Annotated in this window: 20 protein-coding genes; 2 read left to right on the top strand and 18 right to left on the bottom strand. The window is 47.4% G+C overall.

The window, feature by feature from the left end:
- Nucleotides 1-218 precede the first annotated feature (218 nt).
- The 7 genes from pyrE to pyrR all read right to left on the bottom strand — a co-directional run bounded on the left by pyrE (nt 219) and on the right by pyrR (nt 9,379).
- A complete protein-coding gene (gene pyrE / locus A6049_RS28785; RefSeq protein ID WP_063567870.1) occupies nt 219-860 on the bottom strand; it encodes an orotate phosphoribosyltransferase in 642 nt (213 codons plus the stop codon).
- Entirely contained in the window at nt 857-1,597 is a 741-nt protein-coding gene (gene pyrF / locus A6049_RS28780) for an orotidine-5'-phosphate decarboxylase (RefSeq protein WP_063567869.1), read from the bottom strand. Before pyrF ends, pyrE begins: the two co-directional genes overlap by 4 nt.
- Nucleotides 1,598-1,709: 112 nt before the next feature.
- Entirely contained in the window at nt 1,710-4,928 is a 3,219-nt protein-coding gene (gene carB / locus A6049_RS28775; protein WP_063567868.1) for a carbamoyl-phosphate synthase large subunit, read from the bottom strand.
- 1 nt (nt 4,929) lies between these two features.
- On the bottom strand, nt 4,930-6,072 hold the full coding sequence (gene carA / locus A6049_RS28770) for a glutamine-hydrolyzing carbamoyl-phosphate synthase small subunit (protein WP_063567867.1): 1,143 nt from the start codon (nt 6,070-6,072) through the stop codon (nt 4,930-4,932).
- A 401-nt stretch (nt 6,073-6,473) separates the two neighbouring features.
- Nucleotides 6,474-7,778: a dihydroorotase gene (locus A6049_RS28765; RefSeq protein ID WP_063567866.1), complete on the bottom strand. Its 1,305-nt coding sequence runs from the start codon at nt 7,776-7,778 to the stop codon at nt 6,474-6,476.
- 126 nt (nt 7,779-7,904) lie between these two features.
- Complete coding sequence (locus A6049_RS28760; protein ID WP_095206245.1) at nt 7,905-8,816, bottom strand: aspartate carbamoyltransferase catalytic subunit; 912 nt, start codon at nt 8,814-8,816, stop codon at nt 7,905-7,907.
- On the bottom strand, nt 8,816-9,379 hold the full coding sequence (pyrR, locus tag A6049_RS28755; protein ID WP_063567864.1) for a bifunctional pyr operon transcriptional regulator/uracil phosphoribosyltransferase PyrR: 564 nt from the start codon (nt 9,377-9,379) through the stop codon (nt 8,816-8,818). Before pyrR ends, A6049_RS28760 begins: the two co-directional genes overlap by 1 nt.
- A gap of 782 nt (nt 9,380-10,161) precedes the next feature.
- Between pyrR and A6049_RS28750 the strand changes: the two genes are divergently transcribed.
- Entirely contained in the window at nt 10,162-12,837 is a 2,676-nt protein-coding gene (locus tag A6049_RS28750) for a YhgE/Pip domain-containing protein (RefSeq protein ID WP_063567863.1), read from the top strand.
- Nucleotides 12,838-12,990: 153 nt separating this feature from the next.
- Here A6049_RS28750 and A6049_RS28745 read toward each other — a convergent pair whose 3' ends face one another.
- The 9 genes from A6049_RS28745 to A6049_RS33440 form a co-directional block, all read right to left on the bottom strand.
- Nucleotides 12,991-14,292, bottom strand: coding sequence for a DUF6080 domain-containing protein (locus tag A6049_RS28745; protein ID WP_063567862.1), 1,302 nt, complete (start codon nt 14,290-14,292; stop codon nt 12,991-12,993).
- 24 nt (nt 14,293-14,316) lie between these two features.
- Nucleotides 14,317-14,637 carry a DMT family transporter gene (locus A6049_RS28740; protein WP_231952438.1) on the bottom strand — a complete coding sequence of 107 codons (321 nt, stop codon included), beginning with the start codon at nt 14,635-14,637 and terminating at the stop codon, nt 14,317-14,319.
- The gene (locus A6049_RS28735; RefSeq protein ID WP_090810048.1) at nt 14,624-14,914 is read right to left on the bottom strand and encodes an EamA family transporter; all 291 of its coding nucleotides are present in this window, start codon (nt 14,912-14,914) and stop codon (nt 14,624-14,626) included. Before A6049_RS28735 ends, A6049_RS28740 begins: the two co-directional genes overlap by 14 nt.
- 26 nt (nt 14,915-14,940) lie before the next feature.
- Entirely contained in the window at nt 14,941-15,573 is a 633-nt protein-coding gene (locus A6049_RS28730; protein ID WP_063567861.1) for an HAD-IB family hydrolase, read from the bottom strand.
- Between the two features lie 32 nt (nt 15,574-15,605).
- Nucleotides 15,606-16,520 (bottom strand): decaprenyl-phosphate phosphoribosyltransferase, encoded by a 915-nt coding sequence (locus A6049_RS28725; RefSeq protein ID WP_371121651.1) that lies wholly within the window; start codon nt 16,518-16,520, stop codon nt 15,606-15,608.
- 184 nt (nt 16,521-16,704) lie between these two features.
- A complete protein-coding gene (locus tag A6049_RS28720) occupies nt 16,705-17,958 on the bottom strand; it encodes an LL-diaminopimelate aminotransferase (RefSeq protein ID WP_063567860.1) in 1,254 nt (417 codons plus the stop codon).
- Nucleotides 17,959-18,067: 109 nt separating this feature from the next.
- Entirely contained in the window at nt 18,068-19,051 is a 984-nt protein-coding gene (locus A6049_RS28715; RefSeq protein ID WP_090809957.1) for an RluA family pseudouridine synthase, read from the bottom strand.
- Nucleotides 19,044-19,538 (bottom strand): signal peptidase II, encoded by a 495-nt coding sequence (gene lspA, locus A6049_RS28710; protein WP_024628399.1) that lies wholly within the window; start codon nt 19,536-19,538, stop codon nt 19,044-19,046. The genes A6049_RS28715 and lspA overlap by 8 nt, the downstream gene beginning before the upstream one ends.
- Before the next feature lie 9 nt (nt 19,539-19,547).
- Complete coding sequence (locus A6049_RS33440; protein WP_157258414.1) at nt 19,548-19,694, bottom strand: hypothetical protein; 147 nt, start codon at nt 19,692-19,694, stop codon at nt 19,548-19,550.
- A 64-nt stretch (nt 19,695-19,758) separates the two neighbouring features.
- Between A6049_RS33440 and A6049_RS28705 the strand changes: the two genes are divergently transcribed.
- Nucleotides 19,759-20,496, top strand: coding sequence for a TraR/DksA C4-type zinc finger protein (locus A6049_RS28705; RefSeq protein WP_063567858.1), 738 nt, complete (start codon nt 19,759-19,761; stop codon nt 20,494-20,496).
- Nucleotides 20,497-20,508: 12 nt separating this feature from the next.
- Here A6049_RS28705 and A6049_RS28700 read toward each other — a convergent pair whose 3' ends face one another.
- Both A6049_RS28700 and ileS read right to left on the bottom strand, forming a co-directional pair.
- Nucleotides 20,509-20,865: a DUF5665 domain-containing protein gene (locus tag A6049_RS28700; protein ID WP_063567857.1), complete on the bottom strand. Its 357-nt coding sequence runs from the start codon at nt 20,863-20,865 to the stop codon at nt 20,509-20,511.
- 229 nt (nt 20,866-21,094) lie between these two features.
- Nucleotides 21,095-24,193 (bottom strand): isoleucine--tRNA ligase, encoded by a 3,099-nt coding sequence (gene ileS, locus A6049_RS28695; RefSeq protein WP_063567856.1) that lies wholly within the window; start codon nt 24,191-24,193, stop codon nt 21,095-21,097.
- Between the last annotated feature and the right edge of the window lie 383 nt (nt 24,194-24,576).

Genomic DNA, 24,576 nt, shown 5'->3' with positions numbered 1-24,576 from the left:
CCATACTACACTGCATTATAAACGACGGATCACAACTAAAAGTTACAAGCTTTTTACAACGTTCCAGTGAAAAAGTTAATATTTTGATGAACAAACGAAAAAAGCACCCCAAAGTGCGGGATGCCTCTTGAATATTCAATGTATTTGCCTCTATGGCGGCAATCATTACAATTTTGATACCGTTCACAATCAAACTGTTCAGTCGGGTGTGAATGATATTATTTACCAAATGAAGAAGGATCTTCACGCCAGGATTTGAGCAGTTCAAAATCACTCTCCTGGATATTACCCTCAGCCAAAGCCACATCCATCAGAGCTGTGTAATTGGACAAGGTTTGCAGCGGAATTCCCGCTTCTTCAAAAGCTTTAATTCCTTTGTCGAGCTGATAGCTGAAAATCGCCAGTACAGCCAATGGAGTCGCCCCGGCTACACGTACTGCTTCAGCGGCTTTGATTGAACTGCCACCTGTCGAGATCAGGTCTTCAATGACAACAACCTTCTGCCCCTCAGTGATCAGTCCTTCAATCAGGTTCTCTTTGCCATGTCCTTTGGCTTTATCACGAATGTATGCCATCGGCAGATTCAGCTTTTGCGCCACCCAGGCAGCATGCGGGATACCCGCGGTTGCTGTACCTGCGATGACTTCTGCATCGGGATATTGATCACGAATGATCGCAGCAAAGGCTTCAGCAATGTCGTTACGAATCTCGGGATAAGACATCGTTAGACGGTTATCACAATAGATTGGTGATTTGATGCCGGATGTCCAGGTAAATGGCTGCTGCGGACGCAGCGCCACCGCTTTAATTTTCAACAGTTGGGAAGCAATATGGTTAGGAATCTCAGTAAGTTCGATCATGCGTTCAACATCTCCTTCAAAATGGTTTCTGCCGCTTCACGTGGATTGGGAGCGCCCGTAATTGGTCTGCCTACAACAATGTAATGGCTGCCTCTGGCAATGGCTTCACCTGGCGTCAGGACACGAGTCTGGTCTCCGAGGCCACTTCCCGCTGGGCGGATGCCTGGTGTGACCGTGTGAAAATCACTGCCACAGGCTGCGCGGATCGCCGGTACTTCCAACGGGGAAGCAACGACGCCATCAAGACCTGCCTCATGGGCCAGTCCTGCATAACGGACTACTGCTGCCTCAACGCTTCCCTGGATGCCAATCTCAGCATTCATCGTTTCCTGGCTGGTACTGGTCAGCTGGGTAACCGCAATAATCTCAGGTCTGCGAAGAGAAGGATCAGCAGCTAGAGCCGCCTCAGCACCTTCACGGGCAGCACGCATCATGCTTGTACCTCCAGCTGCATGCACATTGAACATATCCACTCCCAGACGGGTGATGCTTTCAGCACCCCCACGAACCGTGTTTGGAATATCATGCATCTTCACGTCAAGGAATACCGAGTACCCCTTCGACTTCAGCTTGCGAATGAAGTCCGGGCCAGCGGCGTAGAACAGCTGCATGCCCACCTTCAGATAACAGGGAATGCCTTCTAAGGCTTGTACTAATTCCTGAGCCTGCTCCGCTGCGGGATAATCGAGTGCCACCATCAGACGGCCAGCCATTTCGTTGAAATTCGGGTGATTCATATTCCAGCGCTCCTTCCAAAAGCTTGATTTTTCCGTTTTTTGCCCGATATAAAGGACATCCCGCCAGCCCGAAGGCTGACTGATGTCCTTGATCAGTGACAAATCGTCTTATTTATTTTACAAGAGCTGGCATAGCCTCAGAGGAGAAGTTGATCGTTTGCAGCATGATCAACAGGGCACGGATCGTATCCAGTGAAGTCATACATACAATCCCGTTCTCTACCGCCTCACGACGAATACGGAATCCGTCACGCTGCGGGGTTTTGCCTTTGGTCAGCGTATTGAACACAAAGTTTGCTTCGCCGCTGCGGATCATATCGAGAATGTTCGGCGAACCTTCACTTAATTTGTTCACCGTCGTCACCGGAATGTTCGCTGCTTCAAGCGCAGCTGCCGTACCTCCGGTAGCCATGATTTTGTATCCCAGTCTATAGAAACCTTCAAGCAGTGGAACAGCTTCCTCTTTGTCTTTGTCCGCTACCGTTACCACGATTGCTCCGGTGGCCGGGATCTTCATGCCTGCACCGATGAGACCTTTGAACAACGCTTTAGCGTAATTCGGGTCACGACCCATAACCTCACCTGTGGATTTCATCTCAGGTCCAAGCGTTGGTTCCACACGACGCAGCTTCGCGAAGGAGAAGACCGGAACTTTTACGGAAACATGATCCGATTCAGGCCATAGACCGTCGACATATCCGAGGTCTTTCAGCTTCACGCCCAGAATGGCTTGTGTTGCCAGGTTCGCCATCGGAATGTTGGTTACTTTGCTCAGGAAAGGTACTGTACGGGATGAACGCGGGTTCACCTCGATGATGTACACTTGACCCTTATGGATAACAAACTGGATGTTAACCAAACCGATCGTTTTCAGTTCTTTTGCAATCTTGATTGTAATCTCTACAATTTTCTCTTTGAGATCCTGGGACAGGTGCTGTGGCGGATAAACCGCGATGGAGTCACCGGAGTGAACCCCTGCGCGCTCGATATGCTCCATGATACCCGGAATTAATACCGTTTCACCATCACAGATCGCGTCAACCTCAACCTCTTTACCCATCATGTAACGGTCGATCAGGACCGGATGCTCCGGATTGATTTTAACCGCCTGTTCCATATATGTCAGCAATTCTGCATCGGAGTATACAATCTCCATCGCACGACCGCCGAGTACATAGGAAGGGCGAACCAGTACCGGGTAACCCAGACTTTGAGCCGTTTCAACCGCATCATCTACCGAAATGACTGTTTTTCCTTTTGGTTGTGCAATTTCCAGACGGGAGAGCAAACGCTCGAACTTCTTGCGATCCTCTGCCTCATCAATGTTTTCCAGATCTGTTCCGAGAATCGTTACACCAGCGGCACGTAGTGGTGCTGCCAGGTTGATTGCTGTTTGACCACCAAACTGTACGATAACACCTACCGGCTGTTCCTGTTCGATAACGTTCATTACATCTTCGAAGAACAGGGGTTCAAAGTACAAGCGATCCGATGTATTAAAGTCCGTAGACACCGTCTCCGGGTTGTTATTGATGATAACTGCTTCATAGCCTGCTTTTTGCAGAGCCCATACCGCGTGTACTGTGGAGTAGTCAAACTCAATCCCTTGACCGATCCGGATTGGACCAGAACCAAGTACGACTACTTTTTTCTTATCTGAAGGAATGACTTCATTCTCAGTTTCGTAAGTAGAGTAGTAATATGGCGTTGTTGCTTCAAACTCAGCTGCACATGTATCTACCATTTTGTAGACTGGGCGAAGGTTTTCCTCTTCACGACGTGCTCTGATTTCAGCTTCTTTCGTCAGCGTACCTCCTGGTTGACCTTCAGCCCGCAGCTCAGCAATGGCACGGTCTGTGAAGCCAAGACGCTTCGCTTGATACAAGGTTTCGGAGGACAATTCGGATTCCTCACGAATGCGATCTTCGAAGCGGATCAGCCCTTCGAGTTTATCCAGGAACCACCAGTCAATCTTCGTCAGATCTTGAAGCTGTTGCAATGTATACCCTCTGCGGAATGCTTCAGCGATCAGGAAGATACGCTCATCGTCGGCTTTGACCAGACGCTCGTTCAGCGTTGCTTCATCCAGGGTTTCGGCATCTTTCAGATACAGACGGTGTACGCCGATTTCCAGGGAACGAACAGCTTTATGAATTGACTCTTCGAATGTACGGCCAATCGCCATAACTTCGCCTGTCGCTTTCATCTGTGTACCCAGTTTGCGGTTCGCTGAGATAAACTTGTCAAACGGCCAGCGTGGGATTTTGCTCACGATATAGTCCAGTGTTGGCTCAAAGCATGCATATGTTTGGCCTGTTACCGGGTTCACGATTTCGTCCAGTGTGTAACCCATGGCAATTTTGGCAGCCATCTTAGCAATTGGATAGCCCGTTGCTTTGGAAGCTAGTGCCGAAGAGCGGCTTACCCGTGGGTTAACTTCGATAACATAGTACTGGAAGCTGTGCGGATCAAGCGCAAACTGTACGTTACATCCACCTTCGATGTTGAGGGCACGGATGATTTTCAGGGAAGCTGAGCGCAGCATTTGATATTCACGGTCAGACAGCGTCTGGCTTGGCGCCACAACGATACTGTCACCTGTATGAACACCTACCGGGTCAAAGTTTTCCATGTTGCAGACTACGATACAATTATCGTTCTTGTCACGCATAACCTCATACTCGACTTCTTTCATGCCAGCAATGCTTTTCTCCACCAGACATTGCCCGATCGGGCTGTAACGAATTCCTGCTGCTACGGTTTCACGCAGTTCTTCTTCGTTCGAACAGATCCCGCCGCCTGTTCCGCCAAGCGTGTAGGCTGGACGGACGATGATTGGATAACCAATCTCATTCGCAAAATCAAGTGATTCCTCAAGTGTTGTTACGATTACACTTTCGGGTACAGGCTGTTCCAGTTCACGCATTAGATCACGGAACAAATCACGGTCTTCCGCTTTCTCAATGGATGTGAGCTGTGTTCCGAGTAGTTTGACATTCTCACGCTCAAGGACGCCAGCACGTGCCAGTTCCACAGCCATGTTCAGACCCGTTTGACCGCCAAGGGTTGGCAGCAAACCGTCTGGACGTTCCTGACGAATGATTTGCGTTACAAAATCCAGTGTAATCGGTTCAATGTACACTTTATCAGCCATGTTGGTATCCGTCATAATCGTAGCCGGGTTGCTGTTGATGAGTACAACTTCCACGCCTTCTTCTTTCAGTGCCTGGCATGCTTGTGTACCGGCATAGTCGAACTCGGCCGCTTGACCGATGACGATTGGACCTGAACCAATCACCAGGATTTTTTTGAGATCTTTGTTAATCGGCATGTTATTGTGCTCCTTTCACTGCGGCTGCCAATACGGCTTGACGCGGCTGTTGCGGGTGAGTAATCTTGTGCTCCCGAATCATCTCGATGAAGCGGTCAAACAGATAGCTGTTATCATATGGCCCTGGCGCTGCTTCCGGGTGATACTGAACGGAAAACGCCGGGAATGTTTTATGTTTCAGACCTTCAATGGTCTTATCATTATTGTTGATATGTGTCACTTCAAGCTCCGTATTTTTCACGGATTCTTCGTTTACGGTGTAACCGTGGTTCTGGGATGTGATGAAGCAACGTCCGCTCTCCAGTTCTTTAACCGGGTGGTTTCCGCCGCGGTGTCCAAACTTGAGTTTCTCTGTATCGGCTCCTGCCGCAAGTGCGAACAGTTGGTGCCCCAGGCAGATTCCGAAGATCGGATATTCGCCGAGCAGTTCACTGATCATTTTAACCGCGTGAGGAACGTCTTTCGGATCCCCAGGGCCGTTGGACAGCTGGATGCCATCCGGGTTCATGCGGCGGATTTCGTCCGCTGTTACATCATGCGGAACGACGACAACGTCACAGTTACGTTTGCTGAGTTCACGCAAAATCCCTGTTTTGGCACCGTAGTCAACCAATACAATGCGTTCACCCGTTCCCGGGCTGTTGTAAACATGTTGAGTAGAAGTCATAGGAACCTGGTTACGCAGCTCAGCGATGCTGGTGTCTCCCATCATCTCCAGCAACTCTTCCACAGGTTTCGATCCTGTTGTGAGAATTCCTTTCATTGTGCCGTGGTGACGAATCCGGCGAGTCAGCATCCGTGTATCAATCTCGCTGATTCCTACGATGCCATACTCTTTAAGCAAATCGTCTACGCTGTATTCCGCACGCCAGTTACTTGGTGTCGGCTCATGACGACGTACCACAAAACCATGTACGAATGGACGAATCGACTCGAAGTCGTCACGCGTAATGCCGTAGTTACCAATCAGTGGGTACGTCATGGTTACGATTTGACCGCAATAAGAAGGATCCGAAAGCACCTCTTGATAGCCTGTAATTCCCGTATTAAAAACGACCTCACCTGTTGTTTCACCTTCAGCACCGAATGCTTTCCCGGTGAACAGTGTGCCGTCTTCCAACAATAATCTTGCCTGTGCCTGCATCCCATTTCACTCCTCTGTGTTTATCAACGTTGAATACTTTGAGTTGAACATGGGGGACGTTACGTTTGGTGCGGCTCCGTGGGCAGAAAACCCTTTGATCGCTGTTATCCCCGGATTACTTTGATCCCATTCTTCAAATGGAGTAATCCGGTGATAAAGGCGAACGCTTTGCTTCTTCGGGTTCTTTCTGCCCACTCCACAGTTACGTTAGTGTCCATGTTCAAAAGCATTATTCAACTTTTCTTTGTTTCGTATGTTTGACTCTCGGCATGGTCTGCCTTGAGTTAGTTGTAAAGATGTTATGGTGTATAGGTTGTAGATTTAGAGTTATAAAGCCTTGTTGTTTTAAAAGAATTAAAGAGGAAAAGCTTATTGATTTATTGATCTAATAAGTTACTGATTTACTGTTGTACCGTGTTATTCCACACGCTTTTGCCGTCCACCCATGTCTGTACCGGCCATCCTTTTAGCTTCCAGCCTGTGAATGGTGTGTTTCTTCCTTTGGTTGCGAACGTTGCAGGATCAACCGCTTTTTCCTCGTTCAGGTCAATCATCGTGATATCCGCTGGTGCTCCCTCTTCCAGCTTGCCAGTATCCAGTCGGAATACCCGTGCCGGATCTGCTGTCATGCGTTTCACGAGGAAGTCCAGGCTCCAAAGCCCTGTTTCCACAAACTTCGTGTACAACAGCGGGAAAGCCGTCTCGAATCCAACGATACCGAACGGTGCCAGCTCCATACCTTTTGCTTTCTCTTCTTCGCTATGCGGCGCGTGATCGGTAACGATCATATCCAGTGTTCCGTCCAGCAAACCTTCGATACAAGCTTGCACGTCGCGTGGTGAGCGTAGGGGCGGGTTCATCTTCCAGTTGGCATCCATACCTGGGATATCCTCATCCGACAATACCAGATGGTGCGGACATACCTCAGCAGTTACTTTAATACCGATGGACTTCGCCAGGCGAATCAAGCGAACCGACTGCTCCGTACTTACGTGGCAGACGTGGTAGTGAACTCCCGTTGCTTCTGCAAGCAGGATATCACGGCCTACGTGGATGGCCTCGGATTCATTAGGGATACCTTTGATACCATGACGCTTCGAAAACTCGCCTTCTGTCACATATCCGCCAACTACCAATGAGTCGTCTTCGCAGTGAGCGATGACTGGCATATCCATACTTGCTGCGAGGCTCATAGCATCTTTCATCATTTGAGCGTTTTGTACGCCCACCCCATCATCCGTGAATCCAATCGCACCCGCTTCTTTCAATGCGGCGAAATCCGTAAGTTCACGTCCAAGCTCGTTCTTCGTAATAGCTGCATAAGGCAGTACTTTAACCAGGTCGGCTTCTTTGGCTTTATCCAAAACCAACTTAACGACATCTGCGCTGTCGGTTACCGGTCTTGTGTTTGGCATACATGCAATCGTTGTAAAACCACCTTGTGCTGCCGAACGGGCACCCGTCTCGATCGTCTCTTTATGCTCGAATCCAGGTTCACGCAGATGCACGTGCATATCAATCAAACCGGGAATGACCAGTTTGCCTGAAGCATCGGTTACGCTATGCGCTGATTGCTCTGCTTTCAGTATCGCTTCGTCTTCCACTCCAACGATCTTTTGAATTTTTCCTTCATCTATAATGATCGTTTTCCGTTCAAGTTCCCCTTGATGATTCAAGATGTTCGCGTTCTTTATAATCTGTAGCATAATTGCCCTCCGCTTCGGTTCTGTCCGACTTGCCAGACAAGCCGGATGATTTTCTTTATCGTGTACCCTCACATTGCTCTATAAGAACTTCCGTCCCGTCAGCCTATGACCCACAGCCAGACCCTGTTACAGTTTCATCGCACGTTCCATGACCGCCATGCGGATTGGAACACCGTTTGCCATCTGCGGGAAGATCCGCGATGCTGCGCTCTCCACTACCGCGTCATCTACCTCGACATTTCGGTTCACAGGAGCAGGGTGCATAATGATTGTGCTTGGTTTCAGGCGTGATGCCCGTTCTTCCGTCAATCCGTAGTGTTCGCGATAATCCTCAGCCGAAGTAATCAGGCCATGTTTATGACGTTCCAGTTGAACTCGGAGCATCATGACTACATCCGCATCGAGTGCTTCTTCCAGACCTACATAAGGCGCGTGTTCTGCGAGCTCCGGTGCCTGCATCGTTTGCGGTGCGCAGAAGCGCACATCCGCACCAAACTTTTGCAGTGCCCACAGATTGGAGCGAGCTACCCGGCTATGCAGGATGTCTCCGATGATCGACACACGCAAACCTTTCAGCTCACCGAAAGCCTTCCGCATCGTGTAGAGATCCAACAACGCCTGGGTAGGGTGCTCGTTATTCCCGTCTCCGGCATTCACCAGTGGAACATTCACTTTCTGAGCCAGTTGTTGCAGAACACCCGAAGGTTTCAACCGAATCACTCCTGCGTCAATGCCCATGGACTCCAGTGTGCGTACCGTATCATAGATGGATTCACCTTTCTCCACGCTTGATGCAGCCGCCGTGAAGTTCAGTACTTGTGCACCCAGACGTTTTTCTGCCATCTCAAATGAGAAGCGAGTACGCGTGCTGTTCTCGAAGAACATGTTGGCTACGAAGTGGGATTCCAGTACAGGAACCAGTTTCTCCTTCTGCGCTTCCCAGTGTGCTGCTCTGTTCAGAATGGAGTCGATCTCATCGCGGCTAAGGTTCTTAAGGCCAAGCAAGCTCCGGTCCTTCAATGCTGGTTGTGTAATCATCATGCCTGTCCCCCCCGGTTCTGAATGATCTTGACTTCGTCCTGTCCGTCCGTTTCTATCAGTGCAACCTCGATCTCCTCTGATTTAGAAGTCGGCACATTCTTGCCGATAAAATCAGGTCGAATCGGAAGTTCCCGGTGTCCGCGATCTGCGAGAACCGCCAGCTGAATGTTCTGTGGTCTTCCACAATCCATCAGGGCATCCATCGCTGCGCGAATCGTACGTCCGGTATAGAGCACATCATCGAACAAAATCACTTTTTTGTTATGAATTGAAAGTGATTCAGGTGTCATCGTCAACAGTTCCTTGCGATTCGCTTTATTCTCTTCCAAGCGATCATCGCGATAAGGGGTCACATCGAGTTCTCCCCAAGGGATCGGTGTACCTTCGATTTCTTCAATCTTGGCGGCGATCCGTTCTGCGAGGTATACACCCCGTGTTCGAATTCCGATAAGTACACAACCCTCAATACCTTTGTTTTTTTCCAAAATCTCATGGGCAATCCGTGTTAATGCGCGGCGGATCGCGGTTTCATCCATAATGACATGTGTCTCTGTGCTCATGCGTTCAGCCTCCTCAGGATTTACCTTTCAGATCATGGCCCCGTGACGAGGAGAACAAAAAAGACTCCTTGCCGTGTTCATTGGCAAGGAGTCTCCGAACTTCAGACCGCTCTGAAGAAAGTTTACTCTCGGGATGCATCGCTTGATTTGCCGCAGCAAAAAACGATGTATCGTTCACGTTACCTTGCCAGTCTCACGGGACTGATTTAAAGGTGCTATTCATGTCGTTCATATTGCAGGACCTCACAGGGTTCTGTACTCAATATGTCCGTTTGTCTTCATGAATTATGACAGAAAGACAACCCTCTGTCAACACCTCAACATCACAGGCGAAATTCCTCTACTGTATTCCCTTAGAATCAGCAGTTCGGCTGAAAAACATCCAAACACATCACATTTCATTCGTTATTCATAATTATACAATAATTCTGTATATTTATCCATAGGCAATTGCGGAGAATCTTACAGCCAAAATAATCCTCTGACTATACTCAACGTTGAGACAGAGCCCTATTCTTTGGAACATGCAATGAGTTTCGTCATAACTATCTTAATTTCTGAAGGCATTTTTAATATGATCCATCTCTTCTAATTTTAGAGTTCAACGTCCAGAAACACGGAATACATGAAGGCTCTGCATTAGTACCCAGCGAAATGGGTAAAGTTTATAAACATGAAACAATTCATAGATGCTTCAATAAAGCCGATATACATAAGGATTTACAAATACGCGACATAGAAATAAGATAAGACCTACATTTATTTACATTTAGGAGGAAGTTATGCGTCACATTTGGCAAGTTTACAAAACAGACTGGTTGCATATTTTGAAGGTTCCCACAGGTATTTTTCTAATTGTGGCTATTATTTTACTACCCGGGGTGTATGACTGGGTCAACGTGAAGTCCGTATGGGACCCATACAGCAACACCCAAGGGATCAAAATTGCGGTGACAACCGAGGACAAGGGTGCAACTGTTGCAGGAACTAATATCAATATTGGAGACGAACTGGTGTCCAGCCTGAAACAGAACGAAAAGCTGGGATGGACTTTTGTGGGCCAGGCTGAGGCTGATCGTGGTGTGCAAACAGGAGAGTATTATGCAAGCCTGCTCATTCCTGGGGACTTTTCAACCAAAATTACAGGTATCGTTGACGGGAAGCTGGAGCGCCCAGAGGTAATCTATACCGTTAATGAGAAGGTTAATGCCATCGCTCCAAAAATCACGGGTTCCGGTGTATCTGCGATAACAACACAAATCAATGAAAATTTCACTGAAGCCGTCAGTCAGGCTGTTCTAACCAAATTGAAGGAAGCCGGAGTTGAGATCAATGCCCAGCTTCCAACTTTGCGCAAGATGGAGAATGGCATATTCACGCTGGAGAAAAATCTTCCGGATATACAAGCTGCAGGTCAAAAGGTACTGGAAGTAGAAAAAGCCATGCCTGGTATCGTAAAAGATGCTCAAAAGATCGTCGAGATCGAAAAAAAACTGCCTGAAATCAATGAAGCCGCAAAGTATGTGCTCAAGGTGCAGGAGTATTGGCCACAAATTAATGATGCAGCATCCGAGGTTTTGGCTATTCAGGGGCGTATTCCCGATATTCAAAAAGCCGTAGAACGTATTCAAGAAGTGGATGCAAACTTTGGTCAGGTATCAGGTGTCATCCAAACGGCCCTGGATAAAACCGACAAGGCTCTGTCTATCGTAACGGCCGCAGAGCAAGATCTGGATAAAGTATCCCAAATCGCTGGTAACGGGATTGAGCTGGCCGAAGGCTTAAATCACTTTGTGGATTCCAGTGAGGAAGCATTTCAGGCTATAGGCCCGGCGATTCGGCAAAACCTGCTGCTGGTGCAGCAAATCTCAAACGCTGCATCAGACGTATTTGGGCAATTGCAGAATACAGATCTTAATAACCTGCCGACAGCAGAAGATCTGGACCGGATCGCTGCCCGTTTGGGGATTGCAGTAAGACTCGTCGACAGTATGGCAGAACTACTGGGCAAAATCGACAACTTACTTCCAAACCATCCACTTGCTAATAAAATTACGCAGCTGAACACCATTTCAGATAAACTTCAGCTGCAAATCCGCCTGACAGGGATTATCAGTGATGCTCTGCGTCGTAATACAACTCCGCCCGCAGACGTCATCGCCCAGTTAAATGCTCTCTCCAAGGACATTAGCAGCGGCATTGGCAATATCATGAACACCTACGAGAGCGAAATATCGCCGGCTCTTGCGGCTGGTGCGGATAAGCTGAGGTCTATCCTTTCCACTTCAGCAGATACACTACAGGGAGCAAGAGATCGAATTCCGGATATCGCGGACATTCTTGCGTCAGCCAAAGAAGGGATTACGTTTGGGCAGACTGAATTGACAAAAATCCAGAGCGAACTGCCTCAAATACAATCTAAGATTCATGAGATATCGGAGACACTCGCGAATAAAAGTGAAGGCTTCATCCAAGCTTTGAACACAGTATCTTCATTAATTCGAAACGATCTGCCCAAGCTGGGGACCAAGCTGAATGAAGCGGCTAATTTTGTTCGGAACGATCTGCCCAATGCCGAGAAACAGATAGGCAAGGCATCCGATTTTGTACAGAACCAGCTTCCGGAGGTCGAACAAGGAGTACATCGTGTTGCCACGCTTGTACGTGATGATTTGCCAGCATTGGAAAGTGCCATTAGCAAGGCAGCAGACAAACTTAGAGAAGTCGAAGGTAATAACCAGTTTGCCGAGCTCGCCAAGATTTTGCGCGGCGACATTGAAGAAGAGAGTGCTTTCCTAGCAAGTCCGGTGAAAATCAAGGAACAACAGCTTTACCCGATTCCGAATTACGGATCAGCCATGTCACCATTTTATGGCGTGCTGTCCTTGTGGGTCGGCTCAACGCTACTGATTTCCCTGCTTCGTGCCGAAGCTGAGAATCCAGAAGGCAAGTTCCGGGGATACGAGTTGTATCTTGGACGTCTTGCCACTTTTCTGACTATTGGATTACTTCAAGCGATCTGTGTCAGCCTGGGAGATATATTAATCCTCGGCACCTATGTCGCAGATAAAGTGTGGTTTGTCTTGTTTGCCATGCTGGTGAGTGCCGTATTTGTTACCATAACGTACACCCTGCTGTCCGTTTTTGGGAATATCGGAAAAGGGATCGCGATCATCTTCATGGTGTTTCAGTTCTCCAGCTCAGGCGGTACGTTTCCAATCAGCATGACATCGCCCTTTTTCCAGGCATTGAATCCGTTCATGCCCTTCACGTATGCGATTAGTCTACTGCGTGAGTCGGTCGGCGGCATCTTGTGGTCGACTGCCATCAAGGACATTCTGTGGTTGTGCATGTTCATCGCGCTGAGTCTCATCGTTGCTCTCGCTTTGAAACGTCCACTCAGCAGTCTCACCAAACGTTCAGCCGAGAATGCCAAGAAGACCAAAATCATTGCTTAAAATCGTCCGTGAGACCCTCTGCGTAATCAACGCAGTGGGTCTTTTGTTTATCCCAACATGCACATATCGAATGAATCATACCAAACAAGACAAGGCCATTGGATTTAAAGTCCAATGGCCTTGTCTCATTATAAAGATAATTAAAATCTCTGATTATTTCACTGTACGTTCCTGTTCCAACTGATCATAGGACTGCTTAATGGTTGTTAAAGTTTCTACATGACGGTAGATGTTGTTCCCTGCGGTGACGAGAATACATATCATGATCAAGCCTATTAGCACTTTTTTACCCAGCCCCGGACGAAGACCGATGACGAAGCCCCCACCGAGGAGGAAAAACGCAAACAGATAGTGTCCTGCGTACAGGTACATATCGTATTGAAATACCGCCAGCCCGAAACCAACAACGATATGAAGTAAAAAGGCAAACAGAATGTATGGCACAAGAGTCCACACTTCCCATTCACGGATGCCTTTGAAAAACCCAGTGAGCGCCAGCAACAGGATAAATATACCCGTAAGCTGAACATAGATCGGATTGGAACGGGGCAAATCTGTTACAAACGCGACCATACCCGGGTCCAGCAAATGCACTTTCGGTGACAGTATCGGATTAATCGTTAGCAAACTTAGAGCTTTCCAATGAGCTGCGAACTGGAATGGAGTGGCATAGCTTGTTCCCCCATTTTGAATGCCAAGCAGCCAGTTACTGACCCAACTGCGACCGCCAAACGCGATGTATTGGATTCCTGTCAATACTACGATGAAGGCAACGGCCAGTGCCATAATCCCGATATACTTTTTCCAACCAGACTTGTTACGCCACGTACGCAAATTGAAAAACATGGCGGCCGCAAATGGTACAATGTTGGTCGACGTCAGTCCGAAATTGATGGATGCCAGCAGCGCATTAGGGATGTAACGGACATCTTTGCGTTCCCGGGTGTACTGCATATACAGCACAGAGAACAGGATAACAAACTGTACGTACGGATACGAATCCGGAATCAACGCGGTAAACATCAGATAGGAGCTGAAACCGAACAATAAAGCGAAAAGTAACGGTGTGGTGATTTGTTTATCTTTTTGATTCAAAAACAGAAATACCAGCACAACCGAACCCGCATTCACAAGGGACTGCAGGACAAGAAAGAACCAATTCCCGCCCAGCAATTGAGCACCTGCTTCAAGCGTGACCGCTAGAAATGAAATTAACGGATGAATAACCGAAGAACTGTTGCTTCCGTAATACATGGAAGGATCGAAGTTAAATAAATTAAGTGGAAACTGCGTCGTACTAAATGGCGTGTATGACCCAAGTAGCTCTGCGTGATTCCCAATGTACGTCACGTAAGGTCCATTCATGAGAGCGTAAAAAAGAGCAAAACCCGCAAACAGGCCAAATGCCGTCCAATTGGTCCTGCGATTATAAAATATGTAGTCCAAAAATTTCATGCATTCACATCCAGTTTCATTATTCTAGAAAACCAATAAACACAACCCGCCCATAATACAAGTGACACCGATCCAGCGCAAAGGACCCACTGCTTCCTTAAAGGCAAACCGCGCTATAATGAGCGTCCACACATACGTTAACGCATTGGCTGGCAGCACAACCGTTAAGGGAAGAAATTTCAACAATACAATGTTCAGCAGCGCACCTGTACCATAGAATCCTAGCCCCATTAAAACATGCAGCTTTTTGCGGCTGGTAGCGTAGGCTTTCAAACCCGCTCCCCCCATCGCTCCACACAGGGTCATTGCAATTAATACAGCAATCATCCAGCTATCGATCAACACTGGTCAACGTCACCCCAATTCCAAGCAGCACAACAGCGGCCAACTTCTGCACCGTAATTTCTTCTCCTAGCAAAAAGTATCCATAGATCAGCGCAAACACATAGCTTGCACACATCAAAGGATAGGCCACAGACAGCTTTTCCAAAGCAAAAGCCTTGATCATCAAAATGGCGCCCAGCCCATAACAGAGAAAGCCGATGCCCAGATAGATCCACTCGGTCAGCCCCCACTTCCAGAACAATTGGCCCGTCGCTGTAAGAAAAGCGGAGACCAGCATCAACAGCTTGCCTGTATGGCGCCCTTTTATCTCCCCCACGACAATGCCTCCATCTCTGGCACATGCTTGTTAATAAAGTATCGCTGACTCACCAACTGCATCACTGGAAGATCGGATAAGGAGTCGGAGTAGGAGCAGGATTGATCATAATCAATCACCATCTTTTTCTCATCCAGATAGGCCTGAATTCGACGAACCTTCTCATCCCCTTTGCAATTGCTGCCATCAATCCTACAGGTATAGCCATTCGAGTGACGAACCAGATCGGTACCAATGACATGATCCACCCAAGGAAAGTTTTTAAAATATTTCATATAGGCATGCGGAGATGCGGTCACCAGCAATACATGATAGCCTGCTTCCTTACGATGCTGCATCTCTACACTTGCCTCCGCAAAAATGGCAGTACGCAATCGTGTATCAAAAAAATGCTCCAGATCATTTTCGGACATGCGTTCAATGCTTTTGAAATAGGAACGTTTGACACGCTCAACCGTCATCAGACCTGCCTTGAACAGCGCGGTATGAAATGCAATTACAGGCAATCTCCATACCTGCCATGGGTAACGGCGAACGCCGTAATGTACAAACTGAAACATGGAATCTCTGCGTATAATCGTTTTATCAATATCAAAGATGGCGATTTTCGTGCTTTTCACCCAGATCCCCTCTACCTTCCAGACTCAAACTTTTATTCAAAAATAGCAAAAATCGAAATAACACTTATGACATACAAAATGACCGTGATCAAGATGGGCTTGTCCTCAAATAGAACTCGATCTGGGGAACCACCTTGGTTCTTCATATGAATCAGATACAGATAGCGGAACATGCCGTATATAACCAAAGGAATCGTCCACATTAAATGAATGGTACGATCGGATGTGAACGTAAAGAGCGAATAGCTAATAATGGTCGCCGTTGTGACAATGGTATTGAACTGATCCAATAACGTTATCGAGTAGTTATCCAATACTTTACGGTGTGAACCAGTATTTCCCTCAAGCAGGGTGAGTTCATTCCTCCGTTTGCCGATAGCCAGGAACAGGGACAGCAGCATCGTACAGATGAGGAACCACGGCGTAAATGGCACATGGATCAGGACACCGCCTGCAATCGCACGAAGCACAAATCCAGCCGCAATGGTCATCATATCCAAAATAACGAGATGTTTGAGTACAAATGAGTACGACACATTCAATAGGAAATAAACAATACATAATACTCCGAATAATGGGTTCATCACGAAGGCTGTCCCGACGGAAAGAATTAATAACAGAATTCCGAACAACAAGGCGTGAGCCGGGTTGACCTGTCCAGAAGCAAGGGGACGGAACATCTTCACTGGATGCTGACGATCTCTGTCGCGATCTACATAATCGTTTAAAATATAAACGCAGCCTGCAACAAGGCTAAATAAAATAAAACCTAGCAAAGTCGATAGAATGGTCTCCGTCCGAATCTCCTCAAAAGAAAAAAGTAGCGCGGCAAACAACAGCAAATTTTTGGTCCATTGTTTTGGTCTCAATAGTTTAAGCAAGCCTGAAACGGTATTGCCTGTCCCTGCAGCAGGTGTGGACACGGTATTGGTACGAGATGATAACAATTTCCATAACTCCCTTCAAAAGCAACTTCTGACTATAATAAATAACGTAAAGATCTAATCATATGTTGCTTGTATAATTTTGTAAAGGTATTACAGGGAGAAATTATATTTTTTTGCATAAAAAAAGAGACCGTTTCCGGTCTCTTCTTTCTTTACTTTACATCATTATGATTATGTGAATTAATTAAAATTCGAATTGCACGTCGCTCAGGCGGCGTTTAATTTCAGCGATAACACGTTTCTCTTCTTCTTCCCCTTTAGCTTCAAAGGTAACGGAGAAACGAACAAAGTTACCTGCATCATCCCAAGGCACCGAAGAGATCAGTTTCTCACGGATCAGGAACTGGGAGAAGTCTTCGCCTGATTCAAAGCGGCGGCCTCCGACAATACCTTTTGGAGCTTCAACATAAAGGAAGAAGGAACCTTTAGGTTTCTCAGCCTGGAAGCCCAGCTCGTTCAGTGCAGCTACCAGCAGGTCGTGACGACGGGAATATTTCTCGGCGATTTTTTCCGTGATTTCCGGGTGGTTCAATCCATAAGCAGCAGCCTTTTGGATCGCGATGAACTGACCAGAGTCATTGTTGTCTTTCACGTCGCTGAATGCTTTGACAACAAGCGGGTTACCTGCAACAAAACCAATTCTCCAGCCTGTCATGTTGTAGGACTTGGACAGGGAGTGTAATTCCACGCCCACATCCTTCGCACCAGGTACAGACAGGAAGCTGAACGGTTTTTTGCCGTCATAAGTCAATGCTGCGTATGGAGCATCATGTACAACGACTACGCTGTATTTTTTCGCCCATTCAACCACTTCCGTAAAGAACTCCACGGTAGCACTCGCGCCCGTTGGGTTATTCGGGTAGTTCAGATAGAGCAACTTTGCACGTTTCGCGATATCTTCCGGAATAGCCGACAGATCTGGCAGGAAGTTGTTCTCCTTGGTCAATTGAATGTTAAACACTTCACCACCCAGGTATTTGGTGTGTGTACCCATAACCGGATACCCTGGCACCGTCATAATCGTTACATCACCTGGATTGATGAAGCAAGAAGGCATCATCGCCAAAGCTGGCTTGGAACCGATGGAATGCACAATTTCAGTTGATGCATCGATACCTTCAACATTAAATACATTTTTCAGGTAAGCAGCTGCCGCTTCCTTGAATTCAGGAATACCGTTATCCGCGTATCCACGGTTTTCAGGTTTGGAGGCTTGCTCCGCCAATGCAGCTACGATGCCTGCATCTGCCATCTCGTCTGGTTCACCTACGCCGAGGTCAATCAATTCTACATTGGGAAAATCTTTTTTAGCCGAAGCTTTGGCACGTTTGATTTTCTCGAATTTATAGATGTTGGTGTCTTTACCATAGTTGGAGCCGCCAATACGGTCGGCAAAATTAGTCTGAATGTACGTTTCCTGATATTTATCGATACTCATGATTTTGTTCATCTCCTCATTTGACGCAAATTTCTACACTTTAATATGAAGCATTTGCGCGTTCAAAACCATGGACAAATTATCCGAACATTTGTACTTTCTCGAGCTGTCAGCGGCTACGCAGTGAGGCTAGAACATCTTCCATATCCTGCGGAAGCGGAGCTGTAAATTCAAGGTATTCTCCGGTCGTTGGATGTACAAAACCGAGAATCGCAGCATGCAGGGCTTGTCCCTGCATTTTGATTCCTTTGTTACGACCATACGTCGGATCTCCAACAAGCGGATGACCAATGAACTTCATGTGAACACGAATCTGGTGGGTACGCCCTGTCTCCAATTTCAGTTCCAACAACGTGTAGTCATTGATGCGCTCCGTGACGGTGAAATGCGTAACCGCATGTTTACTGTTACGCTCTGTAACGGTGTACATTTTGCGATCATTGGTATCTCGACCAATGGGTGCATCAATCGTACCCTGATCATGGCTAAGATGCCCATGAACGAGTGCAATATATCGTCTATTCACACTATGCTCTTTGAGCTGAGCAGCCAGCGAGGCGTGAGCACGATCATTTTTGGCAGCCATAATTAGACCTGATGTGTCCTTATCAATCCGATGCACAATACCGGGACGCAGCTCGCCGTTAATGCCTGAGAGATCTTTACAGTGATACATCAGTGCATTAACAAGTGTTCCTGACGTATGCCCTGGTGCTGGATGTACAACAAGGCCACGCTGTTTGTTAATAACGATCAAATCACTATCTTCATACACCACTTCAAGCGGAATATCTTCAGCAATAATCTCCACAGTCGTCGGCTCAGGGATCAGAAGCTCTATCAGATCACCTTCAGATAATTTGGTGTTAGCTTTGACTTTAACTCCGTTCACCGTTACGAATCCGTCTCCGATCCACAATTGAACTTGGGAGCGCGATACGTTATCCATGGATTCTGTAATATATTTGTCAATTCGTTCTTTTTTATGTTCAGCGGCAACCGTCCATTCCATACGATCATTGCCATTCAAGAGTTCATCGTCATGCGTTGACGTATCTCCGTTATTCTGTTCTTCATTTTGCGTTTTACTCATGATGTTCATTCCCTTCGACCTTTGCGGCTGCTTTCTCGCGCCGTCCTTCAAGCAACGTTTCTACAATAATCAGTACCACACCGATACAGATCGCCGAGTCGGCTATGTTGAAAATGGGAAACGTATAGCTACCAAAATTAAGCTGGATAAAATCGACCACTTCTCCGGTCAAAGCCCGATCCAGGAAGTTACCAATGGCTCCCCCAAGCACCAAACTAAGCGCCACGGGCAGCAATTTGTGCGGAGTATCTTTTACCTTTTGCAAATACCAAACCAAAGCCACCACGACAACCAGTGTAACTACAATAAAGAACCAGCGTTGATCCTGCAAAATACCAAAAGCTGCACCTGAGTTACGATGTGATGTGATGACAAAGAAATTGCCAATCACCGGAATTTCATCTCTAAGTTCCATCCGGGTTGCAATTAGGAACTTCGTTCCCTGATCGACTAAAAATACGATAAAAGCGAGGATATAATACACCACGTTTGTTTGTCACTCCGTTCTTGTCTTTTCCAAACGATACCAGGCTTTACGCCAGACTTGTTCATTGTAGCACAGCTGTTTGGAAATCGTCCACGACGCGGTTAGCCCCAGCCCGGATGGCAAAAACGATAACATTTCCCTTCTGTAATTCTGCACGAAATGGTACATCCTACAACAGAGTTAAAATCCGGAGTCCATACGGAACAGAAAGGGGAAAATGATGTCACATTTCACTGCTAAACAACTGCAATCGTTACGTTCCCAACTGATAACCGAAAAGCGTGACATTGAACATAGACTGGAGCAAAACGAACATTATGGTCTTGGTGATTCCATGAAGCTTCAAACAGGTGAATTATCACCGATTGACAACCATCCAGGTGATGTAGCTACCGAGATGTATGAGCGCGAAAAGGATATTTCTCTGCTGGAGCATGATGAATTTCAACTGGAGCGCATCGATTCTGCTCTGCATTCCATCGAAGAAGGCCATTATGGAACTTGCGCCGTGTGTCAGCAACCTATCCCCTATGAACGCATGCAAGCTGTTCCTTACACCAAATACTGCAAAAAACATCAACCGGAAACCGTTGTCTCCGAAAATCGTCCTGTCGAGGAAGAATTCCTCGCTCCTGCCTTTGGCCGCACAAGCCTGGATGAACGTGACGACCAGAACGGCTTCGACGGCGAAGATGCATGGCAGATTGTTGAAAGTTGGGGCACCTCCAATACTCCGGCTATGGCTGAGGGACGCGACATCGACAGTTATGATGTTATGGCGATTGAAGCCACTGACGAAGTGGAGGGCTGCGTTGAGGCATATGAGAGCTTTGTCGCAACCGATATCTACGGCCATGACGTGTCCATCGTACGTAATCGGCAATATCGACAGTACCTAGAGAACCGTGAAGGTGATGGTCTGTTAGAACCAGATGTCGAGTCAGACGACTCATATTAACCCACGGGTAAACTAATAAGTGTTCAATTCCAGCTGTCGCTGCACAATCCGTACAATATCTGCGATGTAATCACCCACGATGGGCAGATTAAGCGCACCAAGCACTTGTAACACGTAAATGATCGTTGCTGCAAAAAAAGTAAAACCGATGGCGATTCCCACGCCCCTTGCGGCGCCGGACAACAGATTAAGTCCGATCAGCTTCCACGGCCGGTTCAGTAATTCCGTATACTGTGCGATTCGTGAACGTTCGAGTTCATTCGCGAGTCGGTTAGTGAGCTTGTGAAGTTCTTCAATCTTGTCCTCCGCATTCTTGGAATGCGTCGTGGATTCTGAATTAGATGGCGATTGGGTATCCTGTTCGTTCATAATTTACTCAGTTCCTTTGATGTATATAGAATGTCTGCACAATAGAAATCATTGCCCATTTGCTGAAAAACCAAACGAGCCAGGATACAGGATTGATCTCCTGCATCTGAGGCTCGTTGGCATGTCTGTCTCTATATACTGTCCTATTTGAAATAGAGTTACTCTGTCCCCGTTAAAGTCTGACAAAGCAATCCTTTCTCCAGGAACGCCTTACGTGAGAATTACTGTATTACCCCTCGATATAAACACCGATGGCTTTGCCTCCGGCTTCAATGCGTTGCATCGAATCATTCGTTCCGAAGGTAACTTCGGTAACGAGCACATTCTCACGCAGCACATGATCAAAAGCCTGAATCGCTTCTTGTAAAGCAGAGTCTACATCCAGCGTCAAACGTACTCTTTTCTCAATCGGCAGATCCAGCTTCTTCCGTGTGTCTTGAACTGCACGAATGACTTCACGGACCCAGCCTTCCTGTTCGAGTTCTGCTGTGATCTCCGTATTGAGAGCTACTGTCAGACCATAGCCGGATGCCGAGGCAAAACCGGATTTGGCTTGTTTCTCCACCAGCAGTTCTTCACCCGTCACTTGCAGCTCTTCGCCTTCAGGAGAAACGATGTTCAGAACATCTTCTGCCACGACTTTACGCGTCTCATCTGCTGACATTCCCTTGAAGAAATTCTGCAGGAACCCTACGTTTTTACCGTATTTTTTACCCGCTACTTTCAGGTTCAATTTCAAAGTGAAATCAACGAAATCCGCATCATCATGCTCGGTACGAATCGTTTTGACATTGATCTCATCCTTGATGATCTCTTCATAACTTGCCAGATCGAAGCCTTTATCCAGAGAAACAATCAGTTCGGACAACGGTTGACGTGTCTTGATTCCTGTTTCGTTACGAACGTTACGGGCAAGTTCCACGATTCGGCGTGCTGTCTCCATATCCTGCTCCAGATTCAAGTCAATCAACGTTTCATTGGCAACCGGATAATCATCCATGTGCACACTCTCACCAGTAGTCAGGTTCAGATAGATATCTTCTGCAAGCATTGGTGTGAATGGAGCCACCAGCTTGGCTGTAGTCACCAGCACTTCGGTAAGGGTACGGTAAGCGTCCAGTTTGTCTTCTGTCAATCCGCTGCCCCAGAAACGGTCACGGGAACGACGAATGTACCAGTTACTGAGTTCATCTACAAACGCTTCAATGGCTTTGGAAGAGTTCAGATAGTCATTAACAGCCAGCGCTTTTTCTACAACGAGAATCAGGCTGTTCAGTCTTGACAAAATCCAGCGGTCCAGGTTGTGTGATGACAATTTAAACGGATGCTCCTGTGGATCAAATCCATCAATTGTAGCATACAGCGTCAGGAATGCATGGGTGTTGACCAGCGTATCCACCATTTTGGATTTCGCTTCGCCCACGATGCCTTTGGAGAAACGTTTGCTGTTCCACGGTGCGCTGTCAGACAGCAAAGCCCAGCGGAATGCATCTGTACCGTATTCTTCGATAACTTCCCAAGGATCGATAACGTTGCCTTTGGATTTGGACATCTTTTGTCCGTTCTCATCGAGAACGTGGCCTGTTGCCATAACTGCTTTGTAAGGTGCTTTGCCTGTCAAAAGTGTAGATACGGCCAGCAAGCTGTAGAACCAGCCACGTGTCTGATCAATTCCTTCACAGATCATATCTGCCGGATATTGCTGTTCGAATATTTCTTTATTTTCAAATGGATAGTGCTGCTGGGCAAACGGCATGGAGCCGCTGTCGAACCAGACATCGATCACTTCCGGTGTACGTTTCATTTCATATTTGCCACAAGAGCTCATGACTTTGACGTCATCTACATACGGCTTATGCAGCTCCAGATTCTCAGGCACGTCGCCAATGGCACGAGCACGCAGTTCAGCGATGCTATGCGGAGCGAATTGTTCACCTGTCTCTTCGCACACCCAGATGTTCAGTGGCGTTCCCCAGTAACGGTCACGGCTGATATTCCAGTCTACGAGATCTTCAAGGAACTTCCCGAAACGCCCGTCACGAACGTGGCCTGGGTACCAGTCTACTTCACTGTTATTGGCGATCAACTGATCCTTGATTGCTGTTGTTTGGATAAACCAGCTGTCCATTGCATAGTACAGAAGTGGTGTATCACAACGCCAACAGAACGGATAGCTATGCTCATATTTTTCTTTGCTGAACAAACGTCCTTTTTCAGACAAGTATCTTACGATATCAATATCGCAATCCTTAACAAAACGTCCGGCAAAATCAGTTACCTGTGGCACAAACTTACCTTCCAGGTCCACCATGTTCACAAAGCTGATGCCATGCTCACGACATACACGATAGTCATCTTCACCATGTGCTGGTGCCATGTGTACAATCCCTGTACCACTTGCATCGGTTACAAAACCTGCACCCAGGATGATATTTGCTTTCTCAGCCTGTACGTAGTTAAACGGAGGATCATACGTTTTGCCAACCAGGTCAGAACCTTTCAGGGCACCGATGATTTCATACTCCCCTTTGGCATCCTTCATGACTTTCTCAACAAGATTAGTCGCCATGATGTACACTTCGTTGTCCTGACGAACACGGGAGTAGTCCATATCCGGGTTCACGGCAAGCGCAACGTGTGAAGGCAATGTCCAAGGGGTCGTTGTCCAGGCAAGCACGAATTCGCCGCTGTCATTCAGCTTGAATTTGGCTGTAGCACTGAGGTCTTTCACGTCTTTATACCCTTGCGCTACCTCATGGGAGCTAAGTGTAGTCTGACAAGACGGACAGTAAGGACTCACGCGGTGACCGCGATACAGCAGACCTTTTTCATGAATCGTCGCCAGAATGTTCCACACACTTTCGATGTAATTGTTGTCGAGTGTGATATACGGATTATTCATGTCTGTCCAGTAGCCGATACCTTCGGTCAGATCGCGCCATTGTTGTTCGTATTCGAACACGCTCGCTTTACATTCGTTAATGAATTTCTCCACACCATAATCTTCGATTTCCCACTTATGGGAGATGCCCAGCTTTTTCTGAACACCAAGTTCTACAGGCAGACCATGTGTATCCCAGCCTGCTTTACGAACGACGCGGTAACCCTTCATCGTGTTGTAACGTCCCACAAAATCCTTGATTACCCGTCCCAATACGTGACCGATATGCGGTTTACCGTTGGCTGTAGGCGGCCCCTCGTAAAATACGAAGTTCGGCTTACCTTCGCGGTTTTCGATGGATCTTTTGAATGTATTCTCGGTTTTCCATTTGTTTAACACACGTAGTTCTCTGGCACGTGCTTTCTCTTTGACGTCAACTCGTTGCATGATAATCTTCCTTTCGAGATATAGTTGTGGACCGTCCACAAAAAGCGTTTCAATCCCCCTAAATCCCCCTTACCAAGGGGGACCCCATAGGCGCTCCGCCCTCTGGACACCAGGAATGGGTTGTCTTTGGCGGGAGCTACGGCGGCGTTGGCGAGGGTGTGTATGTTGGAGTCGGCCCTCATGCGGCTGTCCCCTTCGGGAACGCCGCAGGGCCTTACCGCGAGAAGGGAGTTGCCGGACGCTTCTCTCTTCCGGCGGCTGGCTCTCTCCTTGAGGCGCCTTCGGGCCTCATGTACGTTTACCTTAGCGAACCCCAGTGCCGGACGCTTCGCTCCTCCGGCGGGCTGGCTCTCTCCTTGAGGCACCTTCGGGCCTCATGGGCG

It is taken from the genome of Paenibacillus sp. O199, assembly GCF_001636635.1.
Classification (GTDB): Bacteria; Bacillota; Bacilli; order Paenibacillales; family Paenibacillaceae; genus Paenibacillus; species Paenibacillus marchantiae.
Note: the sequence above shows the minus strand (reverse complement) of the source record. Positions and strands in the feature narration are given on the sequence as shown.

Coding starts and splice junctions, on each gene's coding strand:
- ileS (WP_063567856.1), bottom strand. CDS start 24,193: ATGCAACGAGTTGACGTCAAAGAGAAAGCACGTGCCAGAGAACTACGT.
- pyrE (WP_063567870.1), bottom strand. CDS start 860: ATGATCGAACTTACTGAGATTCCTAACCATATTGCTTCCCAACTGTTG.
- A6049_RS28760 (WP_095206245.1), bottom strand. CDS start 8,816: ATGATTACACAACCAGCATTGAAGGACCGGAGCTTGCTTGGCCTTAAG.
- pyrR (WP_063567864.1), bottom strand. CDS start 9,379: ATGAGCACAGAGACACATGTCATTATGGATGAAACCGCGATCCGCCGC.
- A6049_RS28750 (WP_063567863.1), top strand. CDS start 10,162: ATGCGTCACATTTGGCAAGTTTACAAAACAGACTGGTTGCATATTTTG.
- A6049_RS28765 (WP_063567866.1), bottom strand. CDS start 7,778: ATGCTACAGATTATAAAGAACGCGAACATCTTGAATCATCAAGGGGAA.
- A6049_RS28735 (WP_090810048.1), bottom strand. CDS start 14,914: ATGCTGGTCTCCGCTTTTCTTACAGCGACGGGCCAATTGTTCTGGAAG.
- pyrF (WP_063567869.1), bottom strand. CDS start 1,597: ATGAATCACCCGAATTTCAACGAAATGGCTGGCCGTCTGATGGTGGCA.
- A6049_RS28745 (WP_063567862.1), bottom strand. CDS start 14,292: ATGAAATTTTTGGACTACATATTTTATAATCGCAGGACCAATTGGACG.
- carA (WP_063567867.1), bottom strand. CDS start 6,072: ATGCAGGCACAGGCAAGATTATTGTTGGAAGACGGCACACTGTTCACC.
- A6049_RS28700 (WP_063567857.1), bottom strand. CDS start 20,865: ATGAACGAACAGGATACCCAATCGCCATCTAATTCAGAATCCACGACG.
- A6049_RS28715 (WP_090809957.1), bottom strand. CDS start 19,051: ATGAGTAAAACGCAAAATGAAGAACAGAATAACGGAGATACGTCAACG.
- A6049_RS28705 (WP_063567858.1), top strand. CDS start 19,759: ATGTCACATTTCACTGCTAAACAACTGCAATCGTTACGTTCCCAACTG.
- carB (WP_063567868.1), bottom strand. CDS start 4,928: ATGCCGATTAACAAAGATCTCAAAAAAATCCTGGTGATTGGTTCAGGT.
- A6049_RS28720 (WP_063567860.1), bottom strand. CDS start 17,958: ATGAGTATCGATAAATATCAGGAAACGTACATTCAGACTAATTTTGCC.